Source organism: Bradyrhizobium canariense (assembly GCF_019402665.1).
Taxonomy (GTDB): Bacteria; Pseudomonadota; Alphaproteobacteria; order Rhizobiales; family Xanthobacteraceae; genus Bradyrhizobium; species Bradyrhizobium canariense.
In genome coordinates this window covers 64,097-85,376 of the sequence record NZ_VSST01000006.1, presented here as the reverse complement: position 1 = coordinate 85,376, position 21,280 = coordinate 64,097, and the positions used below count along the sequence as shown (strand labels likewise).

Here is a 21,280-nt window from a genome sequence, read left to right as displayed (position 1 = left end):
GCTCAGGCAGGGACGTGCGAACTAGGGCAAACCGTCCGAATTGATCAGGCGCGACCGCTCGGCAAGGAAGCGGCGGGGGCTCTTTCCCATCGTCTTCTTGAACATCGTGATGAATGCGCTGGGCGTTTCGTAGCCCAGTTCGAGCGACACAGCCTGGACCGAAGTGCCCGCCGTGAGGCGTTGCATGGCGATCAGAATGTGGAGACGCTGGCGCCAGCGCCCGAAGGTCATCCCTGTTTCCTTGGCGATGAAGCGTGCGAACGTACTCTCGCTCATCGCGTAGCGCGAGGCGACTTCGTCCATCGTGCTGCGGTCGCCCGGATTATTCAACAAGGAGGTCGCGAGGTGTTGAAGACGGGCGTCGGGGGAGATCGGCAGATACATTTCATCCGTTGTCGACATCTGCACGAGTTCGTCGAGCAAAACGCGGCCGAGACGGCTGGTTGGTCCTTCCAGCGGATAGAGCGGTGGGAACACCGAGAGACGGTGGATCAATTCGCGCACCAGCGACGTGATCATCAGCGTGCAGCAGGTCCGCGGCAGCATGCTGACCTGCGGATCGATGAACACGGTGTAGAGTTTGCCGAAATCGGCCACGCAATTGCTGTGCTGCACGCCGGCCGGGATCCATACCGCGCCTTGCGGAGGCACGATCCACAAGCCGCCAGGCGCCCGGCACATCACCGAGCCATGAGATGCGACGACCAATTGGCCTTTGCGGTGTGAGTGCAGCGGCAGATCGTCGTTGTCTTTGCTGGTTTCGAGACAGAATGAAGTGACGGGACGATCGAACTGATCCGGATCGACAGGATCATAGTTGATCCGAAGATCGGGCAGATCCATTCGCGCAAATTCGCGATCGAACTCGGTCTCGGGCGGCATTTCAATCCTGCCAATTCGTCAAGTCGGTCAAGCTTTGATGCAGATCCTGCTGCTAGCCGAGGTTAGCTGTTTTGAAAGGTCAGGTCACTAGTCGCGGCGAGCCGTCGAGTTCGCTGATCTGCGACAAGATGCCCGCTACTGCGGCGTGAGCGCTGAGCGATGCGGCATGCTGCGCCGTGACCAAGCGGGAGCACCTGTCAGGCGGCCGACGGCTCGATCACTCGCCCGATTAAACCAACAGCAGAGAATGCTGCAATGCGAGCCTCGGCGTCCCGCCGGAGCCGGGCAATCTGTCGGAACGCGGCCGTATTCAGCAGCACGTGCCATAGCACCCGATGCTACCAAGTGCGGGCTTTCGAGGAGCCCGACGCATGACTGCACACATCGATCCGCCACGCAAGGCCGTCAACGCCGATCAGGATGAGGTCGAAACCGCCGATTGGCTCGCCTCGCTTGGATCGCTCCACCACAGCGCCGGTGCCGAGCGCGTGCGATACATCCTGGCTGCGCTCGATCGGCGTGCGAAGGAGCTCGGCGTTCTGCTGGACTCTCCGCCGTTGTCGCCCTATCGAAATTCGATTCCGCTTGAGCAGCAGAAGCCCTACCCCGGCGACATCGCGATCGAGACCCGCCTGACGGCAATCATTCGCTGGAACGCGCTCGCGATGGTGGTCCGTGCCAACAAGGCCTATGGGGAACTCGGCGGGCACGTCGCCAGCTACGCCTCGGCGGCAGAGATCTTCGAAGTCGGTTTCAATCATTTCTTTCGCGCGTCAAGCTCCGAGTCGGAGGGGGACTTGGTGTATTTCCAGCCGCATTCGTCTCCTGGAGTCTATGCACGAGCGTATCTCGAAGGCCGATTGTCGGACGAAAATTTGAAGCTGTATCGCCAGGAACTGAGTGGCCCCGGTCTGTCGTCCTATCCGCATCCCTGGCTGATGCCAGAGTTCTGGCAGGTGCCGTCGGCGTCGATGGGCCTCGGCCCGATCAGCGCGATCTACCAGGCGCGGTTCATGAAGTATCTGCAGCATCGCGGCCTGGTGCAGACGGCTGGTCGTCACGTCTGGGGTGTGTTCGGCGACGGCGAGATGGACGAGCCGGAATCGATCGCCGGGCTCGCCCTGGCGGCACGGGAAAATCTCGACAACCTCACCTTCGTCGTCAATTGCAACCTGCAGCGCCTGGATGGGCCGGTCCGCGGCAACGGGCAGGTGATTCAGGAACTCGAATCACTTTTCCAGGGCGCCGGCTGGAACGTCATCAAGGTGCTGTGGGGATCGGACTGGGACGATATCTTCGCGCGCGATATCAAGCATGCGCTGCTGCGCAAATTCGCCGACACCGTCGATGGCAAATATCAGACGCTCGGCGCCAAGGATGGGGCCTACAACCTCGCCAACTTCTTCAGCGAGGATCCCGAGGTCCGGGCGCTAGTTGCGCACATGTCGGACGCGGATATCGACGGCCTGAAGCGCGGTGGCCACGACTTCAAGAAGCTGTTCGCGGCCTTTGCCGCCGCGAAGGACATTAAGGGTCGGCCGACCGTCATTCTGGCGAAGACCAAGAAGGGCTACGGCATGGGCGGCGCCGGCGAGTCGCGCATGACGTCGCACCAGGCCAAGAAGCTCGACGTCGACGCGCTGTATGCGTTCCGCGACCGGTTCGCCCTGCCGCTCAGCAACAAACAAGTCGAGGATCTGGAATTCTTCAGGCCTGCGGAAGACAGCGTGGAAATTCAGTACCTACGCGCCCGTCGCGCGGCACTCGGTGGGTACATGCCGGCGCGGCGACGCGCTTCGGCGGCGCTGCCAGTGCCGCCGCTGCAAACCTACGCGGAGTTCGCGCTGCGCGGCGACGGCAAGGAGACGTCGACCACGATGGCGATCGTGCGGCTGTTCACCAATTTGCTCAAGGACAAAACGCTCGGCCCGCGCATCGTTCCGATCGTCGCCGACGAAGCCCGCACTTTCGGAATGGCGAACCTGTTCAGACAGGTCGGCATCTACTCGCCGGCGGGACAGCTCTACGAGCCGGAAGATGCCGGTTCGATGCTGTACTACAAGGAAGCGATCGACGGTCAATTGCTGGAGGAGGGGATCACCGAGGCGGGGGCGATTTCGTCATGGACCGCGGCGGCGACCTCCTACAGCATCCATAACTTCCCGTTGCTGCCGTTCTATATCTACTATTCGATGTTCGGCTTTCAGCGGGTCGGCGATCTGATCTGGGCGGCGGCGGACCAGCGCGCGCGTGGCTTTTTGATCGGGGCGACGGCCGGCCGGACGACGCTCGGCGGCGAAGGCTTGCAGCATCAGGACGGGTCCAGCCATCTGATGGCGGCGACCGTTCCGAACTGCCGGGCCTACGATCCGGCATTCTCCTACGAGGTGGCCGTCATCGTCGATCACGGCATGCGGTCGATGCTCGAGCAGGGCAACGACGAGTTCTATTACCTCACGGCGATGAACGAGAACTATGCGCAGCCCTCGATGCCCGACGATGCACGCGACGGCATCATCAAGGGTCTCTATCGGGTTCTGCCGAGCGCTGACGGGCCGGCGAAGATCAGGCTGGTCGGCTCGGGCGCCATTCTCCCGGAGGCGCTCGCCGCCGCAGCGATGCTGCAAAGCGAATGGAAAGTGGCCTGTGAAGTCTGGTCGGCAACGAGCTTTTCCGAGCTGGCGCGGGAGGCGCGCGATGTGGAGCGAACTAATCGGCTCTCGCCGCTGTCGACCCCGGTCGAGAGCCACGTCGTACAATGCCTCGGCGGCAAGGTGCCGATCGTCGCGGCATCGGATTATGTCCGGGCGTATCCGCAACTGATCGGTTCTTACATCGAGGCGCCCTATACGGTGCTGGGCACCGACGGCTTCGGGCGCAGCGATACACGCGCCGCGCTGAGATCGTTCTTCGAGGTCGATCGCAAGCAGATCGTCGTTGCGGCGCTGTCGGCACTGGCAAAATTGGGTCAAGTGGCGCGTGAGCAGGTCGCCGAAGCCATCGCCAGCTACGAATTGCCGACCGGCGTTGCATCGCCTTGGTCGCGCTGAGAGAGGGCGAAGCGCGCATGTCTCGTTCAATTGAAGTCGTTCTGCCAGATATTGGGGACTACAAGGATGTCCCGGTAGTCGAAATCAATGTGTCGGTCGGCGACGAGGTCACGATCGACATGCCGTTGCTGTCGATCGAGTCCGACAAGGCGACGATGGAGGTGCCATCCCCAGCCGCAGGCACGGTGGCCAAACTGATGATCGACGTCGGGGTGCGGGTTTCTCAAGGTTCGGTTCTGATGGTCCTCGAAGGTCGCGGCGAATCCACCGCGCCTCCGCCGGCGACTGCGTCGGCACCGCTGGTGGAGCAACGGATCTCGCAGCAGGAGGCGCTGTCACGGCCGGCGCCCGCGGCTCCAGTCGATGACTCGCGAGCACGTGCACAGCAGCCGCAGCCTAGCGGGGCGGCGCATGCATCGCCGTCGGTCCGCGCTTTGGCGCGTGAGCTCGGCGTGACGCTGGACTCTGTCGTGCCCACAGGCCCCAAGGGCCGGATTTTGCGCGAGGATGTGGCGGCCTTCGTCAACGGACTGGGGCGATCGAGACCGGCGATGGCGCCTGAGCCCGGCGCCCCGGTCGATTGGCCCAAGGTGGATTTCGAGAGGTACGGCTCGGTCGAGCGCCTGCCGCTGACACGGATCCAGAAGCTGACCGGTACGAACCTCTCGCGCAACTGGAGCGTCATTCCCCATGTAACGAATTTCGACAGAGCGGATGTGACCGACGCCGAAGCCTTTCGTCAGCTCGCCAATGCCGAGGCCGCGAAGGACACGGCGAAGCTCACCATGGTGTCGCTGCTGATCAAGGCCGCGGCCTTGGCGCTGCAGAAATACCCGCGCTTCAATTCGTCGCTCGATGGCGATGAGTTGATCCTCAAGCACTACGTCCACATCGGCGTCGCTGTCGACACGCCGAGAGGTCTGGTCGTGCCGGTGATCCGGGACTGCGATAAGAAGGTCCTTCGGCAGATTGCCGCGGAGATGCGCTCGCTCGCCGACAAGGCGCACGCGGGGCAGCTCGCGTCGGGCGACATGCAGGGCGGCTGTTTCTCGGTGTCGTCTCTCGGCGGCATCGGCGGTCAGGGATTTACGCCCATTATCAACGCGCCCGAGGTGGCGATCCTCGGCGCCGGGCGGGCCGCCACCGAGGCGGTCTGGAACGGCCGCGAGTTTGAACCGCGCCTCATCCTTCCGATGAGTCTGTCGTGGGATCACCGGGTCGTCGACGGCGTGGCTGGGGCCCGGTTCCTGGGCTTCGTCGCGTCGGTGCTCTCCGATCTGCGGCGCTTCGCATTGTGAGGACGCAGATGCGGACAGAGGAAATCCGGGTCCCCGACATCGGGGATTTCCGAGACGTCGAAGTCGTCGAGGTCCACGTCAGGGCGGGCGACGTCGTCGTGCGGGAACAGGCGTTGATCACAGTGGAATCCGACAAGGCCACGCTGGAGATTCCGTCGCCGATCGCAGGGCTGATCACGAGCATGTCGCTGCGTGTTGGAGACAAGGTGTCTCAAGGCTCCATGATTGGCACGGCGTCGGCGTCGGACGAAGCGGGCGCGCAAGGCCAGACGATCTCGGCGGATCAGGATGTTGGCCAGCGCGCAACAGATTATACGCGCTACGATCTTGTCGTGATCGGAGGCGGGCCGGGCGGCTATTCAGCAGCGTTTCGGGCCGCAGACCTTGGACTGAACACCGCGATCGTCGAACGATACGGCACCTTGGGCGGAGTTTGCCTGAACGTTGGATGTATCCCGTCGAAGGCGCTGCTTCATGTTGCGGCCGTCAAGGAGGAAGCCGAACGGATCGCGGACAAGGGCATTCGCTTCGCCGCGCCGCAGATCGATCTGCAGGAGCTGCGCGCCTTCAAGCACGGCACCGTCAAGAAGCTGACCGATGGGCTGAGCCAGATGGCGGCAGCGCGCCGCGTCACGGTGATCCGCGGCATCGCGAAATTCGCCTCCGCCATGCGGCTCGAGATTGTCGGTGAGGGGGCAGGCTCGCAGCAAATTGAATTTGGTCAATGCATCATCGCCACGGGCTCGCGCGCGGTGCAGCTGGCGGTGCTTCCCAAGGACGAGCGGGTGGTGACCTCGACCGGCGCGCTCGCGCTGCGAAGCATTCCGGGCCGCATGCTCGTGATCGGAGCGGGGATCATCGGGCTGGAGATGGCGACCGTCTACAGCTCGCTCGGCGCCAAGATCAATCTTGTCGAAAGGCTTCCCGATATCCTGGCGGGCGTGGATGCCGACGCGGTGAAGATCTGGCGTTCGCGCAACGCGCATCGCTTCGAGCATATCGACGTCGCAAGCAGCGTATCAACCGCCGAAATCACGCCGGACGGCGTGAGGGTCGGTACCACAGGCGTATCGGTACGGACACGATCGTACGATTTGGTGTTGCAATCGGCCGGCCGTGTTCCCAACAGTAGCGAGCTCGGCCTCGAACGGATCGACGTTGCCATCGATTCGAACGGCTTCATTCAGGTCGACGAGCAGATGAGAACGACGGCGCGCAACGTCTTCGCCATCGGCGACGTCGTCGGCGGTTCGATGCTGGCGCACAAGGCCGTTCACGAGGGGCACGTCGCCGCGGAAGTAGCTGCCGGGAAGCCGGCGGCCTTTACCGCGAAGATCGTCCCCAATGTCGCCTACACCGATCCTGAGATCGCCTGGGTCGGCAAGTCCGAGCGTGATGTCGCCGAATCCGGACGGAAGATCCGTTCGGCAAAATTCCCATGGGCCGCGTCCGGCCGGGCCATCGCGTCGGGCGCGTCCTATGGCATGACGAAGCTGCTGTTCGACGCCGAAACCGGTCGCATCGTCGGGGGCGTGATCGTCGGACCGCATGCCGGCGATATGATCGGGGAAATCTGTCTCGCTATCGAAATGGGGGCTGACGCGATCGATATCGGAAAGACCATTCACCCGCATCCGACCCTCGGCGAGACGATCGGCATGGCTGCCGAAGTCCATGAGGGCATTTGCACCGACCTGCCTCCAATCGCCAGAAAGCGGTAGATCAGTTGGCCCAATCGATGTCCGTTATCGAGGCCCTTGAACAACGTCGCGCCGGCGCCAAGCTCGGCGGCGGCGAGAAGCGCATCGACGCGCAGCATGCGCGCGGCCGCCTCACCGCGCGGGAGCGGATCGATCTACTGCTCGACAAGCATTCGTTCGAGGAGATGGACATGTTCGTCCAGCACCGCTCGACCGAATTCGGGATGGAGAAGACCAAGATTCCGGGAGACGGCGTGGTCACCGGCTGGGGCACCGTCAACGGCCGCAAAACCTTTGTCTTCGCCAAAGACTTCACGGTGTTCGGCGGTTCGCTGTCGGAGACCCACGCTCTGAAAATTACAAAATTGCAGGACATGGCGATGAAGGCGCGCGCGCCCATCATCGGCCTCTACGACGCGGGCGGCGCCCGCATCCAGGAAGGCGTGGCCGCGCTCGCCGGCTATTCCTACGTGTTCCGCCGCAACGTGCTCGCCTCGGGCGTGATCCCGCAGATATCGGCGATCATGGGCCCCTGTGCCGGCGGCGACGTCTATTCGCCAGCGATGACCGACTTCATCTTCATGGTGAAGAATACCAGTTACATGTTCGTCACCGGCCCCGACGTCGTGAAGACCGTGACCAACGAGGTGGTTACGGCGGAAGAACTCGGCGGCGCCTCGGTGCACGCCACGCGCTCCTCGATCGCGGACGGCGCGTTCGAGAACGACGTCGAGACGCTGTTGCAGATGCGGCGGCTGATCGACTTCCTGCCGTCCAACAACACAGACGGCGTGCCGGAATGGCCGAGCTTCGACGACATCGAGCGGGTCGACATGTCCCTGGACACGCTGATCCCCGACAATCCGAACAAGCCCTACGACATGAAGGAGCTGATCCTGAAAGTCGTGGACGAAGGCGATTTCTTCGAGATCGCGGAGAGCTTTGCCAAGAACATCGTCACGGGTTTCGGCCGCATCGCCGGCCGCACCGTCGGCTTCGTCGCCAACCAGCCGATGGTGCTGGCCGGCGTGCTCGACAGCGACGCATCGCGCAAGGCGGCGCGCTTCGTTCGTTTCTGCGACGCCTTCAACATCCCGATCGTGACCTTCGTCGACGTGCCGGGCTTCCTGCCGGGCACCGCGCAGGAATATGGCGGCCTGATCAAGCACGGCGCGAAACTCCTGTTCGCCTATTCGCAATGCACCGTGCCGCTCGTGACCATCATCACGCGCAAGGCCTATGGCGGCGCCTTCGACGTCATGGCCTCCAAGGAGATCGGCGCCGACATGAACTACGCCTGGCCGACCGCGCAGATCGCGGTGATGGGTGCCAAGGGTGCGGTCGAGATCATCTTCCGCAGCGACATCGGCGACCCCGACAAGATCGCGGCCCGCACCAAGGAATACGAAGATCGCTTCCTGTCACCCTTCATCGCCGCCGAGCGCGGCTATATCGACGACGTCATCATGCCGCATGCAACGAGGCGCCGCATCGCACGGGCGCTGGCCATGCTGGGTGACAAGAAGATGGAAATTCCGGCCAAGAAGCACGACAACATTCCGTTGTAGGAAGAGCTGTGTTCAAGAAGATTCTGATCGCCAATCGCGGCGAAATCGCCTGCCGGGTCATCAAGACCGCGCGCCGCATGGGAATTGAGACGGTTGCGGTCTATTCCGAAGCCGACCGCGACGCTCTCCATGTCGAGATGGCCGACGAGGCCGTGCTGATCGGCCCGCCCGCCGCGGCGGAGAGCTACCTGGTCATCGAGAAGATCGTCGAGGCCTGCCGCAAGACGGGCGCGCAGGCCGTGCATCCCGGCTACGGCTTCCTGTCCGAGCGCGAGGCGTTTCCGCGCGCGCTGGAGGCGGCCGGCATCGTCTTCATCGGCCCGAACCCGGGCGCGATCGCGGCGATGGGCGACAAGATCGAGTCGAAGAAGGCGGCAGCCAAGGCCAAGGTCTCGACCGTGCCGGGCTATCTCGGCGTCATCGAGGACGACAAGCACGCGGTCAAGATCGCCGACGAGATCGGCTATCCCGTGATGATCAAGGCATCCGCCGGCGGTGGCGGCAAGGGCATGCGCATCGCGCATTCGACCTCGGAGGTCGCCGAGGGTTTCAACCTCGCCAAGGCCGAGGCCAAGGCCTCGTTCGGCGACGACCGCGTCTTCATCGAGAAGTTCATCGTCGACCCCCGCCACATCGAGATCCAGCTGCTGGGCGACAAGCATGGCAACGTGATCTATCTCGGCGAGCGCGAATGCTCGATCCAGCGCCGCAACCAGAAGGTCATCGAGGAAGCGCCGTCGCCGCTGCTCGACGAAGCCACCCGCCGCAAGATGGGCGAGCAGGCGGTCGCACTCGCCAAGGCCGTGAATTACGACTCTGCCGGCACCGTCGAATTCGTCGCTGGGCAGGACAAGAGCTTCTACTTCCTGGAGATGAACACGCGCCTCCAGGTCGAACATCCCGTCACCGAGCTCGTCACCGGCGTCGACCTCGTCGAGCAGATGCTCCGCGTCGCCGCCGGCGAGAAGCTCGCGATCACGCAGAAGGACGTCACGCTGACGGGCTGGGCAGTGGAGTCGCGTCTCTATGCCGAAGACCCGTTCCGCAACTTCCTGCCCTCGATCGGGCGTCTGGTGAAATACCGCCCGCCGGCGGAAGCGAGCCAGGACGGCATCACCGTGCGCAACGACACCGGCGTGCAGGAGGGCGGCGAGATCTCGATCCATTATGATCCGATGATCGCCAAGCTCGTCACCCACGCGCCGTCGCGCGCGGCCGCGATCGAGGCGCAGGCCACCGCGCTGGACTCGTTCTATGTGGACGGTATCCGCCACAATATCCCGTTCCTGTCGGCGCTGATGCATCATCCGCGCTGGCGCGAAGGGCGGCTGTCGACCGGCTTCATTGCCGAGGAATTCCCCAAGGGCTTTGCGGTGCGCGTACCCGAAGGCGAGGTCGCCCGGCGCATCGCCGCGGTCGGCGCCGCCATCGATCACGTGCTGGGTGAGCGCAAGCGGCAGATCTCGGGGCAGATGGGCGGCCGCGTCGTACAGCGCGAGCGTCGCCGCGCGGTCTGGCTCGACCGTCAGGAGATCCAGCTCGAGGTCGCTCGCGAGGGCGACGCGATCGCGGTGCGCTTCGTCGACGCCGAGGGTAAGGCCGGCAATTCGCATCTGTTGGCCTCGCCGTGGAAACCGGGCGATCCGGTCTGGCAGGGCACCATCGACGGGCACCTCGTGGCGGTGCAGGTGCGCCCGATCGCGAATGGCATCCGCCTTGCGCATCAGGGCGTCGAGGTGCCGGTCTATGTCTGGACCGAAGCGGAAGCTGCCTCGGCGCGGCTGATGCCGGTGACCACGGCTGCCGACACCGGCAAGAAGCTGCTCTGTCCGATGCCCGGCCTCGTGGTCTCGATCGCGGTGACCGAAGGGCAGGAGGTCAAGGCCGGCGAGACGCTCGCGGTGGTCGAAGCCATGAAGATGCAGAACGTGCTGCGCGCCGAGCAGGACGGCACCGTGAAGAAGATTCACGCCAGCGCCGGTGCGACGCTCGCGGTCGACGCGCTGATTTTGGAGTTTTCCTGAATACCGCAAGAGGCGACCTGAGATGGGCAGCCTGACTGCAGGAATTCCGGTTACTTCCAGGCAGAAGTCATGTTGGGCAGCTCGGCGTCACTTGGGATTAGGTGGACTTGATGAAAACCGAACGGTTGGCATTGGCATCGGGCTTTGCGCCTGCTTCACGCCAGGACTGGCACAAGCTGGTTGATGGCGTGCTAAAGGGAGCGCCGTTCGAAAAGCTGATTGGTAGGACGTACGACGACTTGAGAATCGAGCCGATTTATCTCCGCGCGAAAGACATTGCACTAGTCGACGGGCGGGCACCCGCGGCGCCTTGGCAGATCATGCAGCGCATCGATCATCCAGACGCGGTGACGGCCAATAGGCAGGCCCTTCACGATCTGGAGAATGGGGCGACGGGCCTGGCGCTCGTCTTTGCCGGCGCCAACAGCAGCCGCGGGTTCGGTCTCGATCAAACGGCAGGTACCGTCGCCAAAGCTTTAAAGGACGTCCACCTTGATGCCGGCATCGGGATTGAACTCCAAATTGGTACAGACGGGCGTAAGACCGCGATCCATGTTGCGGAATATGTGAAGTCGGTCGGTCTCGATCCTGCCGTCTGCGACATTCGATTTGGGCTCGATCCGCTGGGCGCGTGCGCCCTAAGCGGACGCAGTCCATACACTTGGGAAGAAATCGCACGGAACGTTGCCAGCACGATCAAAGGGCTTGTAACGCTGGGGTTCAAGGGGCCGTTTGCCGCGAGCGACGGGCGTATCGTTCATGACGCCGGCGGCTCAGAAGTGCAGGAGCTTGCCTTTGTGCTCGCCTGCGGCGTGGCATATCTGCACGCTATGGAGGCAGCGCGCATTCCGCTGGATCAAGCGCGAAGTATGATCTATGCGCGACTCACTGCTGACGCCGACCAGTTTTTGACTATGGCTAAATTCCGCGCGTTGCGACTCCTCTGGGCGCGCATCGAATCGGTGTGCGATGTGGCGCCGAGGCCGCTGTTCATTGCGGCTGACACGTCCTGGCGCATGTTGACCCGGCGCGATCCCTACGTAAACATGTTGCGCGCTACCTTGGCTACATTCTCTGCGGGAATCGCCGGTGCCAATGCGATCACAGTCCTGCCGCACACGTTGGCGCTCGGCCTTCCAGACTCGTTTGCCCGGCGCGTGGCCCGCAACACGCAGCTTCTGCTGCTGGAGGAAAGCAATCTTGCCAAGGTTAGCGATCCTGCCGCAGGTGCTGGCGGCATTGAGGCGCTAACAACGGAGCTTTGCGAGGCGGCCTGGAGGAGTTTTCAAGAGACTGAAAATGCGGGCGGCATTTTTGCCGCTCTACAGCAAGGAACGCTTCAGGCGAAGATCACAGCTACACGCACAGCGCGCTGTGCAAATCTCGCGAAACGCAGCGACCCGCTGACCGGAGTGAGCGAGTTCGCAAACCTTGGTGAAGGCGCAGCGGCGGTACTAAGCGTAAGACCGATGGCTCTTCCGCTTAGCTTTGATCAGAAGTTCGTATTCGACCCACTGCCGCCGATCCGGCTTGCGGAACCGTTCGAATCGCTCCGCGATAAGTCCGATGCGATATTGAAGCTACTCGGCGCGCGGCCGCGAGTGTTTCTTGCTAATCTCGGCACACCGACCGACTTTACGGCCCGCGCGACATTCGCCAAGAGCTTCTTCGAAGCGGGAGGAATTGAGGCTATCGACGGCGCCGGCTTCGCCGACCCAGCCGAGCTTGCCCTCGCATTCACGGGCTCTGGTGCCGAACTTGCCTGCCTTTGCTCCAGCGATAAGATCTATGCGGAGTGCGCCGAAATCTCCGCCCACGCGCTTCAGCAAGTCGGAGCTAGGCACATCTATTTGGCGGGACTTCCCTCTCTATCCGAGCCCGCGTTTCGGCGGGCTGGCATCTGCAGCTTTATTCACGTCAGTTGCGACGCCTTGGCAACGCTAAATGCCGCTTACAACCGGATCCAAAACCCGAAGGTTTCCGGATAATCGACAATCGAACGCGAACACTCAGATGTCATCCATCAGCGTTATCCCGAATTTTGCAAGTATTGCTTTCGAAAGGTGCTCGGTCGCCGCTTCTTCCGTTTCCGTCGATCCGTGGGTGACTCCGGAGGGCATTCCGGTCAAGTCGGCATACGGAGAAGCAGATATCGCCGGGCTCGATTTCCTTGAGACCTGGCCAGGCATCGCGCCGTTCCTGCGCGGTCCCTACCCGACCATGTATGTCAACCAGCCCTGGACGGTCCGGCAATATGCCGGCTTCTCCACGGCGGAGGATTCCAACGCGTTCTACCGCCGTAACCTCGTGGCCGGACAGAAGGGCCTCTCGGTCGCCTTCGATCTCGCCACCCACCGCGGCTATGACTCCGATCATCCGCGCGTCGGCGGCGACGTCGGCATGGCCGGCGTCGCCATCGATTCCATCTACGACATGCGCACGCTGTTCGCAGGGATTCCGCTCGACCAGATGAGCGTGTCCATGACCATGAACGGCGCAGTGCTGCCGATCCTCGCGCTCTATGTCGCCGCCGCCGAGGAACAGGGCGTGCCGCCGGAGAAGCTGTCGGGCACCATTCAGAACGACATTCTGAAAGAGTTCATGGTGCGCAACACCTATATCTATCCGCCGGCGCCCTCGATGCGGATCATTTCGGACATCTTTGCCTACACCTCACAAAGGATGCCGAAATACAATTCGATCTCGATCTCCGGCTATCACATGCAGGAGGCCGGCGCGACGCAGGACCTCGAGCTCGCCTATACGCTCGCTGACGGCGTCGAATATCTGCGCGCCGGCCTCGCCGCCGGTCTCGACGTCGACCGCTTCGCGCCGCGGCTGTCGTTCTTCTGGGCGATCGGCATGAACTTCTTCATGGAGGTCGCCAAGCTGCGCGCCGCGCGCCTGCTCTGGGCCAAGCTGCTGAAGCCGTTCAATCCCAAAGATCCTCGCTCGCTATCGCTGCGCACGCATAGCCAGACCTCGGGCTGGTCGTTGACCGCACAGGATGTCTTCAACAACGTGATGCGCACCACCGTGGAGGCGATGGCGGCGACCCAAGGCCACACCCAGTCGCTGCACACCAACGCGCTCGACGAGGCTTTGGCGCTGCCGACCGATTTCTCCGCGCGTATCGCCCGCAACACCCAGCTGTTCCTGCAGCAGGAGAGCGGCACCACCCGCATCATCGATCCCTGGGGCGGCTCGTATTACGTCGAGCGGCTGACGCGCGACCTCGCGGCCAAGGCGTGGGGCCACATCCAGGAGGTTGAGGAACTCGGCGGCATGGCCAAGGCGATCGAGGCCGGCCTGCCGAAGCTGCGCATCGAGGAAGCCTCGGCCAAAACCCAGGCCCGCATCGATGCCGGCAAGCAGGCGGTGATTGGCGTCAACAAGTACAAGCCGACCGACGAGACGCCGATCGACATTCTCAAGGTCGACAACACCAATGTCCGCCGCCTGCAGATCGACAAGCTGACGCGACTGAAATCCGAGCGCAACCAGAAGGACGTCGAAGCCGCGCTCGCCGCGATCACGCGTTCGGCCGGGGAAGGCAACGGCAACCTGCTGGCGCTGGCGATCGACGCGGCGCGTGCGAAGGCAACCGTCGGCGAAATTTCGGACGCGATGGAGAAAGTGTTCGGGCGGCACCGCGCCGAGATCAAATCCATCACCGGCGTCTACAAGCGGGAGGCGTCCAGCATGGGCAACCAGGTCGAGAAGGTTCAGGCGCTGATCGACGCGTTCGAGGAAGCGGAAGGCCGCCGTCCGCGCATCCTGGTCGCCAAGATCGGCCAGGACGGCCACGACCGCGGCCAGAAGGTGATTGCGTCGGCGTTCGCCGATATCGGCTTCGACGTCGACATCGGGCCGCTGTTTGCGACAGCCGACGAGGCCGCGCGGCAGGCGGTCGAGAACGACGTCCACATCCTCGGCGTCTCCTCGCTCGCGGCCGCGCACCTCACCGCGGTGCCGGAGCTGAAGGCCGCGCTGAAGAAGCAAGGCCGCGAGGACATCATGATCATCATCGGCGGCGTGGTGCCGCCGCAGGACTATGATGAGCTCTACGCCGCCGGTGCCGAAGCCATCTTCCCGCCCGGTACCGTGATCGCAGACGCCGCGGATCAGCTGATCCAGAAGCTCAATGCTCGGCTCGGGCACAGTGAGGCGGCATATAGTAAGCGCCACGGCAGATAGTAACGGCGTATCGGTCCAGATTGAAAGCTCAAAGCCGGGGCGTCGAACGTACGATTTGATCCTGCAGTCCGCAGGCAAAGTGCCTAACAGCGCAAATCTGGGCTTGGAGAAGATTGGTGTAAGATGCGACGCAAAGGTTTTGTTGCAGTCAATAGGCAAATGCGGACGAATTTGCCTCATATTTTCGCGATCGGCGATGTCGCGGGTAACCCGATGCTCGCCCATAAGGCGGTTCACGAGGGGCATGTCGCGGCAGAAGCGGCTGCCGGGCTCAAGAGCTTCTTTGACGCGAGGATCGTCCCGAACGTCGCCTACACTGATCCTGAGGTGGCCTGGGTTGGCATCATGGAACATGAAGCGGCCTCCTCAGGCAGGCACGTTAGATCCGCGAAGTTTCCGTGGGCTGCCTCGGGCAGAGCGATCGCCTCGGGCGCGTCTTATGGCATGAACAAGCTGATCATCGACCAAGAGACGCCCCGCATCATCGGCGGTGTGAACGTTGGCCCGCACGCTGGCGACATGATTGGAGAAATCTGCCTGGCGATCGAGATGGGCGCCGATGCAATTGATCTCAGCAAGACCATCCATCCGCATCCGACGTTCGGAGAGACAATAGGCCTGGCTGGCGAAGTGTATGAAGGTGTTTGCACGGATGTGTTGCCGGGTCCGAAGAGATCGACCAAGCGCGCGAGCCACTAGAAATCCAAAAACCTGAGCCGGCATCAGGTGCCTCGCTGCCGTTCGTTCATAGGGGACCCGAATATGGCGGGGAGTTCTCGCAGGGAAGTAAAGGTACCTTTGAGCGTTCAAGAGGAGGAATTTGCCGCGGCATGTCGAGACTTCGTTCTGGAGACGAAACCTGATCTCGCGGCATCCATCGTCATTGTAGACAACCAGCTCAGGATTGTGAACGATCCGCATGTTCGGCTCGCGTTTGTAGAACTTGGTCTTGCCAGATTGGTACGAGTTCTACATCTCGCAATCGAGGGCAAGGCGATTGCGCTCAAAAGAGTGCCAAGACTCCTGTTCGACCTGGCGAGCTATAGAAGGAAGATACTCCGCGCGCTAGGTAGGGACGATTGAGGACAGCCCCTCGGGTCACTAGCACGATTCATTCAGCGCGCAGAGTCATGGAATAGATACTCATCGACGCAACGGGGACCGGCAGTCATCCCTTGGCAGGAGATTCGGATCTCTGAACTGCAAAGGCGGGTACGGCGGTGCGGGCATTGCGAGATCGGAGCCGGGCGATGAAATGAACCGGACGCGTGGAGCCTGGTGATCGGGACCTTCCAAGTCTCGCGCGCGCTCTTTGTCGTGCTGTCGAAATCGTACGACCCGTCAAATGCCGGAAACGGTGCGGAGAGATGCCGACTTCAGCACAAAATGCGGTCTGACATGTACGATAGTATTGCTGCCGGAGGTCGTTCGTTGGGTTTCTACGATCGAATTCCGCATTCGGCGTCTGCGAAAGATTTGCGATCTTTCGTTTTCCTCCCTCTACTCGGCCCGGCGCGATCGCCGGGCCCTTTTTCTCGGCTGCTGACGATATCTAGTGCCGCTCGAAGCCGGTTGATCAGCGTCGTATGATCTTCTTCAAGATTTCGGTGAGCGCTCGATATTCATCTTGGGTCAGCGGAGCGAATGTCTCGCCGGAAATCTCGCCAATAGTTTCAATCGCTGCGTCCGCTATCCGTCTTCCCTTCTCAGTCAAATCTATCTCGCGTCGCCGCGGATCCAGAGGGTCTTTGGAGCTCTTGATGAGGCCGCGAGATTTCAGGCGATTGATAACGCCGGTGATGGTCGCCGAATCATAATGAATTAGCCGTCCTAAGTGGTTTTGCGAGCAAGGGCCTACCTCCTTCAATTTCGCTAGCGTCGAGAATTGGGGCCCCGTTAATTCTTCAATCATCTTAGCGGCAAAGATGGACGTGTGAGTACGGAGCGCGACTCGCAACAAAAAGCCCGGTGCGTCATCCAGCCGGTACGAATCTATAGCTTCTTTCACTTTCCCGGCCGCGCGCGGCTTTGTCTTGGGTTGCACCACTTTTTGCTTCCTTGCCGTAGGTTGCCTCAGTTCAAGAAATACAGGCCTCAAGCTCCGAAGGTCTCCGGTGCCGGCCGATTGTCTACATTTCCCGACCTAGGAAATCCATCTTTGTTCGACTTCATTCTGTTTAATGCGATTTGCTTCGTTGAGAGCCCCGGAAGTGGCTCGCTTCGATGCGTCCGTCGTTCGCATATCGAAATCCGCTCCGCCTAAGAGGCAAACCCATTCTCGCACGCGCTGGGCTAGACCGATTCGCTCCGGCTTGCCTCCGATCACGGGAAGAGAACATCTAATACTTGCAAGCAAGTGCAGCACTTGCATACAAGTGATAAATGTTGTAGTGTCCTAAGATTGCTCCCCGGACCTTGGCTTCACGCCTTACGGACCGGCGCACCAAAGTACCATCGGATTTGCGTATGTCGGCGATTGACAACATGAGTTCCGTTCGGCCCGACCTGATCGAAAAGGTTACGGGCCGCGCCGAGTACGTTACCGACCTGACGGTTCCGGGGATGCTGCATGGGTTTGTGGTTCGCTCGCCAGCCATTCATGCCCGCATCGCTTCTATCGATTCGAGCGTTGCACGGGCCATGGACGGCGTTGTGGACGTGCTGATCGGCGAAGACGTCGCCTCGTTCGGTAACTGGGGCGTTGTGCTTAAAGACCGGCCGATCATTGCGACCGACCGCGTGAGATATGTGGGCGAACCCGTCGCCGTGGTGATCGCGGAGACAATCGAGATCGCAGAAAACGCCGCAGAACTAGTCGATGTGGGATACGATGACCTTCCGCGCGCAACGACCATCCAGGAAGCCCTGGCGGAAGAAGCGCCGCTCATCCACGAGCGCCATGAAAATCTGGAAGACTTTTATTTCAAGGGCGGCGCCCGGCCGACCCAGAACACCAACATTTTCCACACTTACCGGAACAACGTCGGAGACGTTGACGCGGCGGAGGCGACCGCAGCGTATATCCACGAAGATCGCTTCACTTTCCCGGCCATTTCTCACTTCGCAATGGAGCCGCATGCGGTCATTGCGGATTTCCAGCGGGACTCTCTGACGGTTTGGGCAGGTGCACAAACGCCGACCGCTGTTCAGAAAGTGCTATCGCGCCTCTTCGGGCTGCAACTGGCCAAGGTCCGGGTGATCGTTCCGTTTGTCGGCGGAGGGTTTGGCGGCAAGGCCTCGGTGAAGATTGAGCCTTTGGTCGCCGCTGCTTCGTGGAAGGTGCAACGCCCGGTCCGGATTGCCCAATCCATAGCTGAATCGATGCTCACGTGCAGAAGGTTGGGCGCCGACATCACGATTCGAACGGCTGTGGACGCCAACGGACGGATCCTCGCCAAGAGCGCCAAACTGCTGCTCGATGGCGGGGCATATTCCGACACAGGCTCGGCCGTCGCCACTAAAGCGGCAAATCGCATCATGGGCCCCTACGCGGTGCCCAATCTGCGTCTTGAGGCCTGCGCGGTCTACACGAACACCGTTCCAGGTGCGGCGTTCCGCTCGATCGGGGGGCCGCAAGCTGTTTGGGCCAAAGAATCGCACATGGATAATGTCGCGGCGGCAATCGGCATGGATCCGTCCGAGTTTCGGTTGCGGAATTTGGCGTCCCGCGGTGAGCGCATCCGCCCCGATTTGCGGGCGTTCGATATGGATATGAGTGAGCTGATGGGCCGAGTGACCCAGTCGTTCGCATCGGAGGTGAAGGCCTCCAACCGGCAAGCGCGCGGATTGGCAGTCGCCGCGACCGATCCGGCCAATACGCCGATTAGTAACGCGATCGTACGTCTCAAGATCGACGGGTCGATCCTCGTTTCGGTCTCCAGCATTGAAGTCGGCCAGGGCGCGCACGCGACCATGGCGCGCATCGCATCGCAGACCTTGAAGCAGCCAGCCTCCGCGGTAACCGTCTTGCGCACCGATACGGCCGTCGCCCCTTACGACTGGGGCACAGGCGCAAGCCGATCGACCGTGGTCGTCGGCCTTTCCGTCGAGAATGCCGCACTCGACGCAGCCGATCAGATACTCGAAATGGTTGCTGATGTTTGGGAGCTTCCCCGGGAGAACCTCTCGCTTGTTGAGGGCGGTGTCACGACCGGATCCGAGGTTCTCACTTTCCACCAGATTTTTCACCGCACGCTGGGTGTCGATTCGGGAGAGGTCATCGGCCGCGGCGCGATTACGCCACGCTCGAAGAAGGGCGCCCTGGTTGAGTCCCCTCTGTTCTGGGAGACTTCCGCGGGCCTCGCTGAGATCGTTGTCGATGAAGACACCGGCGAGATCCATGTGCCTCGATATGCCAGCGCCGCTGATGTCGGCCGCGTGATCAATCGCGTCGCCGCGGAAGGGCAGGACGAGGGGGCTGCGATCATGGGCCTCGGACACGCACTTTATGAAGTCCTGGAGTTCGAGGATGGCCAGCCGATCAATGCGACGCCGATCGATTATTCGATACCGCGCATCTCCGACGTTCCCCTCGTGTTCGACACCATCCTTGTCGAAAATGGCGACGGTCCTGGCCCAGGCGGCGCCAAGGGTATGGGCGAGGGAGCAATCCTTCCGGTCGCGCCAGCGATCGCCAATGCGCTGTTCGCTGCTTACGGCATTCGGATCACCGACCTACCAATGACCCCTGAAAAGGTATGGCGCGCCCTGCAGAAGAGGAACTGAATTCATGGAATTCAATATGTCGATGATGGTGCCAGCGACGCCGGCCGAGCTTTGGAGCACGCTGCTCGACGTGCCTCGCATATCGGGCTGCATCCCCGGCTGCGAAAAAGTCGAGGAAATCGAGCGGCTTGCAACTTACAAGGCGACCGTCAAACAGAAGATCGGCCCTTTCAAGGTTGAGGTCCCGGCCGACATCATCGTTGAATCGCTAACGGAGCCGTCTCACGTCCGCACGCGCGCCACTGGCCGCGACAAGTTCACCGGGACGAGGCTGGCGGTCGTTCTCGACGTAACCGTAACGCCGGAGGGGTCGGGGTCCACATTCGCTGTGGACGCGAAGGTCGACGTGCAAGGTCGCCTCGCAACTATGGGGTTCGGCGTCATCAAGCGTCGCGTCGATCAGAACTTCGAGGAGTTCGAGAGGCGGCTCAAAGAAATGTTGGGCGCGGCTTGATCATGCTCCCATTGCCCTTCGAATTCGAGAGGCCTTCGACGATTGCCGACGCCGTGCGTTCGGTCGAGGATTCCGGTGACGGCATGTTCTACTCCGGCGGAACCGAACTGCTGCTGGCGATGAAGATGCGCGTCATCCATACGGACCGGCTTATCGACATCAAGGGTATCCCCGGACTTGATCGCATTGCTCTGAACGATGCGAATGATATCGAAATCGGTGCGCGCTGTACGCACAAGAAGATCAGCAGTGATCCTGTTGTTCGCGAGCATGTGCCAGCGCTGTCGTCGCTCTGTGCCGATGTGGCGAACATTAGGGTTCGCAGCGTCGGCACGATCGGTGGCAATCTCTGTTTTGGAGAACCGCACGCCGATCCTCCGACCTTGCTCGCGGCTCTTAATGCGCGTCTCGTGCTCATTGGCCGCGACGGTACGCGCGTCGTTCACGCTGACGATTTCATCCGAAGTGAGCTGGAAACGATACGAGAGCCGGACGAGTTGCTGACACTCGTTGTCTTTCCGTGCCCGAACGGCCCGGTGACCTATCGGCGGTTCAAGCATGGAGAGAGGCCCTCCGTGAACGTCGCGATGGCCTGGTCCATGGACGCTGGCAAAGGAACGATCAAAGATGCCCGCGTGCGGGTCGGAGCGCTCGGCTCGCGACCTCAACCTTTGAAGGTGGTCGAGGACGCTCTTCGGGGCCTCCGTGTTCGCGAAGTCCGTCCGGCCATCGAGGCTGTGCTCACGACCGCGCTAGATGGGCTTGAAGTCAATGAGGATCGGCATGGCGGCGCCGACTATAAGCGCCACCTTGCAGGTGTCTTGCTGCTGCGAAACGCCGAAGAGGCGATCGCCGCAGGCGGGGGCACGTGAAATGACACGCGTGTTGCCGATTTCATTCTCGTTGAACGGTTTAGTGATAGCGGTCGACGTTCCAGTCCATACGCTATTGCTCGACCTTATCCGGGATCGTCTTGGCTTAAAGGGAACCAAGCGCTCCTGTGACATGGAGGTGTGCGGCGCGTGCACCGTACTGCTCGACGGTGAGCCGATTTCGAGTTGCACCACACTCGCCGTCGATGTCGATCAGCGCGAGGTCACGACAATTGAGGGCGTGACGCCGCCCAATGGCCTGTCACGGATTCAGAAGGCGTTTGTGCTTCACGGGGGCCTTCAGTGCGGCTTCTGCACGCCAGGCTTCATCATGGCGGTCACAGCGTTGTTGAAGGCAACGCCGCATCCGACTGACGAAGAGATACGTCATTACCTGCACGGCAACCTCTGCCGTTGCACTGGATACACCAAGATCTTCGAGGCCGTAAGGAGCCTTGCCGCCGAGCAAGTCTCCGAAGATGTCGCCTAACCCGTTGCAAGACAGCGAAA

The 21,280-nt window shown here is 61.8% G+C and carries 14 protein-coding genes; 12 read left to right on the top strand and 2 right to left on the bottom strand.

Translation table 11 applies throughout. The annotated features are described in order from the left end of the window. Window positions 1–21: 21 nt before the first annotated feature. The gene (locus tag FXB41_RS02770) at window positions 22–882 is read right to left on the bottom strand and encodes an AraC family transcriptional regulator (protein ID WP_187435289.1); all 861 of its coding nucleotides are present in this window, start codon (window positions 880–882) and stop codon (window positions 22–24) included. Between the two features lie 371 nt (window positions 883–1,253). On the opposite strand from FXB41_RS02770, the gene mdeB reads away from it, so the two are divergent. From mdeB to FXB41_RS02730, 8 genes are all read left to right on the top strand, one after another. Further along, entirely contained in the window at window positions 1,254–3,932 is a 2,679-nt protein-coding gene (gene mdeB, locus FXB41_RS02765; RefSeq protein ID WP_219679312.1) for an alpha-ketoglutarate dehydrogenase, read from the top strand. Window positions 3,933–3,949: 17 nt separating this feature from the next. Further along, window positions 3,950–5,230, top strand: coding sequence for a 2-oxo acid dehydrogenase subunit E2 (locus FXB41_RS02760; RefSeq protein ID WP_219679311.1), 1,281 nt, complete (start codon window positions 3,950–3,952; stop codon window positions 5,228–5,230). A gap of 8 nt (window positions 5,231–5,238) precedes the next feature. Further along, complete coding sequence (gene lpdA / locus FXB41_RS02755; RefSeq protein ID WP_219679309.1) at window positions 5,239–6,951, top strand: dihydrolipoyl dehydrogenase; 1,713 nt, start codon at window positions 5,239–5,241, stop codon at window positions 6,949–6,951. 17 nt (window positions 6,952–6,968) lie between these two features. Next, window positions 6,969–8,498, top strand: a complete 1,530-nt coding sequence (locus tag FXB41_RS02750; protein ID WP_219679306.1) for an acyl-CoA carboxylase subunit beta — start codon at window positions 6,969–6,971, stop codon at window positions 8,496–8,498. Window positions 8,499–8,506: 8 nt separating this feature from the next. Further along, window positions 8,507–10,522 (top strand): acetyl-CoA carboxylase biotin carboxylase subunit, encoded by a 2,016-nt coding sequence (locus tag FXB41_RS02745; protein WP_219679305.1) that lies wholly within the window; start codon window positions 8,507–8,509, stop codon window positions 10,520–10,522. Between the two features lie 110 nt (window positions 10,523–10,632). Further along, window positions 10,633–12,510: a methylmalonyl-CoA mutase family protein gene (locus FXB41_RS02740; RefSeq protein WP_219679303.1), complete on the top strand. Its 1,878-nt coding sequence runs from the start codon at window positions 10,633–10,635 to the stop codon at window positions 12,508–12,510. A 34-nt stretch (window positions 12,511–12,544) separates the two neighbouring features. Further along, window positions 12,545–14,719: a methylmalonyl-CoA mutase gene (gene scpA / locus FXB41_RS02735; RefSeq protein WP_219679387.1), complete on the top strand. Its 2,175-nt coding sequence runs from the start codon at window positions 12,545–12,547 to the stop codon at window positions 14,717–14,719. A 123-nt stretch (window positions 14,720–14,842) separates the two neighbouring features. After that, window positions 14,843–15,418, top strand: a complete 576-nt coding sequence (locus tag FXB41_RS02730) for an oxidoreductase dimerization domain-containing protein (protein WP_311985781.1) — start codon at window positions 14,843–14,845, stop codon at window positions 15,416–15,418. An 877-nt stretch (window positions 15,419–16,295) separates the two neighbouring features. Here FXB41_RS02730 and FXB41_RS02725 read toward each other — a convergent pair. Beyond that, on the bottom strand, window positions 16,296–16,766 hold the full coding sequence (locus FXB41_RS02725; protein ID WP_219679300.1) for a MarR family winged helix-turn-helix transcriptional regulator: 471 nt from the start codon (window positions 16,764–16,766) through the stop codon (window positions 16,296–16,298). 419 nt (window positions 16,767–17,185) lie between these two features. Between FXB41_RS02725 and FXB41_RS02720 the strand changes: the two genes are divergently transcribed. Genes FXB41_RS02720 through FXB41_RS02705 form a run of 4 tightly spaced genes read left to right on the top strand, consistent with a single transcriptional unit; the run spans window position 17,186 to window position 21,260 of the window. Continuing rightward, window positions 17,186–19,444 (top strand): xanthine dehydrogenase family protein molybdopterin-binding subunit, encoded by a 2,259-nt coding sequence (locus FXB41_RS02720; RefSeq protein WP_219679298.1) that lies wholly within the window; start codon window positions 17,186–17,188, stop codon window positions 19,442–19,444. Window positions 19,445–19,460: 16 nt separating this feature from the next. Further along, window positions 19,461–19,898: an SRPBCC family protein gene (locus FXB41_RS02715; protein WP_246648539.1), complete on the top strand. Its 438-nt coding sequence runs from the start codon at window positions 19,461–19,463 to the stop codon at window positions 19,896–19,898. Window positions 19,899–19,900: 2 nt separating this feature from the next. Continuing rightward, on the top strand, window positions 19,901–20,770 hold the full coding sequence (locus tag FXB41_RS02710) for an FAD binding domain-containing protein (RefSeq protein ID WP_219679385.1): 870 nt from the start codon (window positions 19,901–19,903) through the stop codon (window positions 20,768–20,770). Window position 20,771: 1 nt separating this feature from the next. Further along, the gene (locus tag FXB41_RS02705) at window positions 20,772–21,260 is read left to right on the top strand and encodes a (2Fe-2S)-binding protein (protein WP_219679294.1); all 489 of its coding nucleotides are present in this window, start codon (window positions 20,772–20,774) and stop codon (window positions 21,258–21,260) included. Window positions 21,261–21,280 lie beyond the last annotated feature (20 nt).